This is a genomic window from Georgenia sp. 311, assembly GCF_006151955.1.
GTDB classification, from domain to species: domain Bacteria; phylum Actinomycetota; class Actinomycetes; order Actinomycetales; family Actinomycetaceae; genus Oceanitalea; species Oceanitalea wutianyii.
In genome coordinates, this window is the sequence record NZ_VDFS01000065.1 from 1 (window position 1) to 4,055 (window position 4,055).

Here is a 4,055-nt window from a genome sequence, read left to right on the forward strand (position 1 = left end):
CCGCGGCGCACGGCGAAGGTGTCCCTGCCGTCACCGTCCCAGTCGCCGACGAGCACCTCGTCCGTGGCCTTGCCGTAGGGGAGGACGACGTCCGCCGCTCCCCCGCTCAGCGAGTTCTTGACGTGGTAGACCATGCCGCGGCGCACGGTCATCGTGTCGGTGCCGTCCCCGTTCCAGTCGCCCACGAGGACGGTGTCCCACGCACGCCCGTAGCCGAACTGCCGGTCGGGGCCGCCGGTGGTGTTGGAGTTGCGCACCGAGAACACGTTGGTGAGGTTGCGCGAGCCGATCGTGTCGACGCCGTCGCCGTCCCAGTCACCCACCCAGTAGCGGTCGGTCTGCACCCCGAAGGTGAAGACCGCGTTCGCCTCGGCGGCGAAGCTGTCGGAGAGGTAGAAGTCCTGGCCCCAGCCGTCGCTCTGCCCGCCCTTGGCGGCCGCCACCGTGCCCGACGTCGCCAGCAGTCCCGCCAGCACGCCGGCGACGGCCCATCGGCCTCCCCGCATCCACGCTCCCCCTCGCATTCCGGACAGGCTAACCACCGGCCTGGCGAGATCCGGTCGCCGCCGCGGGCGTGTCCCGGGATCGGGGCGGCGGCGCCGCGAGGTCAGGAGGTGAGGCTGCGCAGGAGCTCGACGTACCGGCGGCCGACGGCGTCGGCGGAGAACTCGGTGGCCCGCTCCCGGGCCGAGCGGCCGAGCTCGGCCCGGCGCCCGGGATCGGCTGCGAGGTCGTCGAGCGCGCGGGCGAGGGCGGCCGGGTCGCCGGGCGCGGTGAGCACGCCGTCGACGTCGTCGCGCACGGCCTCGTCGATCCCGGCGAGCGCGGAGGCGACGACGGCGCAGCCGGTGCCCATCGCCTCGAGGAGGACGACCGGGAGGCCGTCCTGGTCCCCGGACGCGGCGGGCACCGAGGGGACGACGACGATGTCCGCCTCGGCGTAGGCCTGACGCAGCGCGGTCCGCCCGAGCTGGCCGGCGAACGTCACCGGCAGCCCCTCGGCGGCGCGCTCGCTCTGCGCCCGCAGCGGCCCGTCGCCCACGACGGTGAGCCGGACGTCGGCCCGGACCAGCCGCAGCGCCTCGAGCAGGACGTGCAGGCCCTTCTTCTCCACGAGTCGGCCGACGAACAGCAGTCGCAGGGGCCCGTCGGGCCGTTCCACGCGCGGCACGACGCCGCTGAGGTCGGCGCCCATCGGCATGACCGAGACCTTCTCCGGCGCGGCACCCAGGTCGATGACCAGCCGGCGCATCTCCTCGTTCATCACGGTGACGTGGCCGGCGCGCCGCACCACCCATCCCTTGAGCCGTCGCAGCAGCGGGCTGTCGAGCGCGTAGAGGTCACCGCCGAGCGTCGTGACGAGCCGCGGGGTACGGGGCGCGCAGACAGTGGCGACCAGGCCCTGGGGCACGATCCAGTGCGCGTGGACGACGTCGGGACGGTGGCGGCGCACGGTCCGCAGCGTCGCCAGCGCCTCGGCGAGGACGAGGCACGGGACCTGCACCCACATGGCCCGGTCCTGGCGGAGGTTCTCGATGATCGCCCCGTGCGCCAGCCGCTCCCAGCGGGCCGGGAAGTACCGGAAGCGGCGGACCTGCAGCCGTCCCTCGCTCTCGTGTGTGGCGCCGCCGGGCACGGCGGGGACGAGGGCTATCGTGTCGAAGTGCTCGGCCTCACGCCGGGCCAGGTCGGAGACGAACTCCGGTGTCCCGTCCCCTGGACGGCCCGGGTAGGTCGACGCCAGCACGATGAGGCGAGGGCGGCTCACGCGGCTCCGTCCGAGAGGGGGAGGTTCATGCGCACAGGATCGCACGGCGGGGTCGCGGTCGTCGGCGGAGCGGGGTTCCTCGGGTCGGCGCTCGCCCGGTCCCTCGAGGGCCCGGACGTCCACCTCTACACGCGCTCGCGTCCCGTCCTGGCGTCCGGGAGCCTGCCCGCGGAGCTGGACACCGTCTCCACGGTCGTGTGGGCCGTCTCCCAGGTCAACCCACAGGTCGCCGAGGAGCGTCCGGACCTCGTCGCCGAGGACGAGCACCACCTCCTCTCCTTCCTCCGCGCGCTCGACGACCACGGGCTGTCCCCCCGGACCGTGCTGCTCAGCTCGGGGGGCACGGTCTACGGGAACCACGGGGCACCCTTCGCCGAGACGACGCCCACCCGGCCCGCGAGCGCGTACGGGCGGGCGAAGGTGCGCCTGGAGCAGGTCCTGGCCGACCACGCCGCCTGCCCGACGGTCGTGCGGGTCGCCAACGCCTACGGCCCCGGCCAGCCGGCCGGGCCGGGACAGGGCGTCCTCGCCCACTGGCTGCGCGCGGTCGCGGCCGGGCGGCCGGTCACCGTGTTCGGCGACCTCGGCACGGCCCGTGACTACGTCGCCGTCCAGGACGTCGTCGCCGCCCTCCTCCGGCTGCACCAGCACACCGGCGCGCTGCCGGTGGTCAACGTCGGGTCGGGCCGGGCGACGACGCTCGGTGAGCTCCTCGACGTCGTCCGCGACGTCACCGGCACCCCGGACCTCGCCGTGCGCCACGAGCCCGCGCGCGGGTTCGACGTGCCGGCGACGTGGCTCGACGTCGGCCTCGCCCGCGAGGTGCTCGGCTGGGAGCCGCGGACGTCCCTGCGGTCGGGGGTCGCGGCCACGTGGGAGTGGCTCGCGGCGAGCGTCGCCCGCTAGCCGGGCAGGACCTCGCGCCGGCTGCGCCTGCGCAGCAGCGACATGGCGCCCAGGCCGAGCAGGAGGTCGGCGACGGTGAGGACGACGCGGGCCAGGAGCACCGTGACGACCACGGCGCCGGCGTCGAGCTGCCCGGCGAGCAGGGCGCCGAGGACGGCCTCGCGCACCCCCACTCCCGCGGGCACGACGATGGCGAGGAAGCCGACGATCCACGCGAGGGCGTAGCCGCCGACGGCGAGGGCCAGGGTGGCGAGGTCGGCGTCCATGCCGAGCTGCGAGGCGATGAGCCAGACCTGGACGCCCGCGAGCACCCAGCCGGCCAGCGCCCACGCCGCCGAGCGCGCCACGCCCCCGCCGGTGAGCGGCTGCTCCAGGGCGGGCCGCCGCGCGAGGGACAGCGCGAGACCGAGCACCCGGTTGAGGACGGGCGGCAGGAGCAGGACGAGGAAGACCGGCAGCGTCCAGGCCACCCACCCGAACTGCTCGCGCAGCTCGGGCGGACCGAGGAGGACCGCGACGACGGCGAGGAGCAGGCCGGTGACGATGGAGACGAGGATCGACACGGCCATGACCGAGACCGACCGGCGGCGCGGGATCTCGTGGTCGGCACCCATCTCGGCCGCGGCGACGATGTTCCACACCCCGCCGGGCAGGTACTTGCCGACCTGGGACACGAAGAACACCCGGCTCGCGTCCCGCACGGACAGCCGGGAGCCGAGGTCGGTCATCACCGCCCGCCACGAGAGCATGGTGAGGAAGACGTAGGCCAGGCTCACCGCGAGGACGGCGAGCAGCTGGAGCGGGGAGATCGCGGCGAGCGCGGCGGTGACGCCGTCCCACTGGCTGGCGACCGCCCAGATCCCGAAGGCGAGTGCGGCGAGGAGGAAGACCACGCGGGCCCAGCGGGAGCGCAGCGCGGACAGGACGCGGCTCATCGGGCCAGCACCTCCTCCAGGGGCGCGGTGACCGCGCCGGCGGTGAACCGCTCGCCGCTCCACGCCCGCGCCCGGTCGCGCAGCCGCGCGAGCTGCTCGCGGTCGGCGGCGAGGCCGGCGAGCGCGTCGGCCAGCGCCTCGGCGTCCCCCGGCGGCACGAACAGGGCGGAGTCACCGAGCACGCGGCGCTGCGGCGGGGTGTCGCTCGTGACGACCGCGCAGCCGGCGGCGGCGCCCTGGTAGACCTTGTTGGGCACGACGCGCCTGGCCTTGTCGGTCGTGCCGAAGACGCCGAGGCACACGTCGTGCGCGGCGACGAGACCGGGCAGGTCGCCCGGGGCGACCCAGTCGTGCCAGGTCACCCACGGCAGCCCGGCGACGGACTCGCGCACGGCGGGGGCGTCCTGCCCGTCGCCGACGAGCGTGACCCGGACCTCGACGCCGCG

General features: G+C 75.5%; 5 protein-coding genes. 1 reads left to right on the top strand and 4 read right to left on the bottom strand.

Features of this window, described 5'->3' with window-relative positions:
* Together FHE66_RS14835 and FHE66_RS14840 are read right to left on the bottom strand one after the other, a co-directional pair.
* Positions 1-506: hypothetical protein (locus FHE66_RS14835; RefSeq protein WP_218013751.1), on the bottom strand; the 506-nt coding region annotated here is incomplete at its 3' end.
* A 101-nt stretch (positions 507-607) separates the two neighbouring features.
* Positions 608-1,768 (bottom strand): glycosyltransferase family 4 protein, encoded by a 1,161-nt coding sequence (locus FHE66_RS14840; protein ID WP_139073759.1) that lies wholly within the window; start codon positions 1,766-1,768, stop codon positions 608-610.
* Between the two features lie 27 nt (positions 1,769-1,795).
* Here FHE66_RS14840 and FHE66_RS14845 point away from each other — a divergent pair, with 27 nt between their 5' ends.
* Positions 1,796-2,674 carry an NAD-dependent epimerase/dehydratase family protein gene (locus FHE66_RS14845; RefSeq protein WP_139073760.1) on the top strand — a complete coding sequence of 293 codons (879 nt, stop codon included), beginning with the start codon at positions 1,796-1,798 and terminating at the stop codon, positions 2,672-2,674.
* Here the strand turns inward: FHE66_RS14845 and FHE66_RS14850 are convergent.
* A complete protein-coding gene (locus FHE66_RS14850; RefSeq protein ID WP_139073761.1) occupies positions 2,671-3,609 on the bottom strand; it encodes a lysylphosphatidylglycerol synthase domain-containing protein in 939 nt (312 codons plus the stop codon). The genes FHE66_RS14845 and FHE66_RS14850 overlap by 4 nt on opposite strands.
* Positions 3,606-4,055 (bottom strand): glycosyltransferase (locus FHE66_RS14855; RefSeq protein WP_139073762.1); only part of this gene is annotated, 450 nt, incomplete at its 5' end. The genes FHE66_RS14850 and FHE66_RS14855, both read right to left, overlap by 4 nt.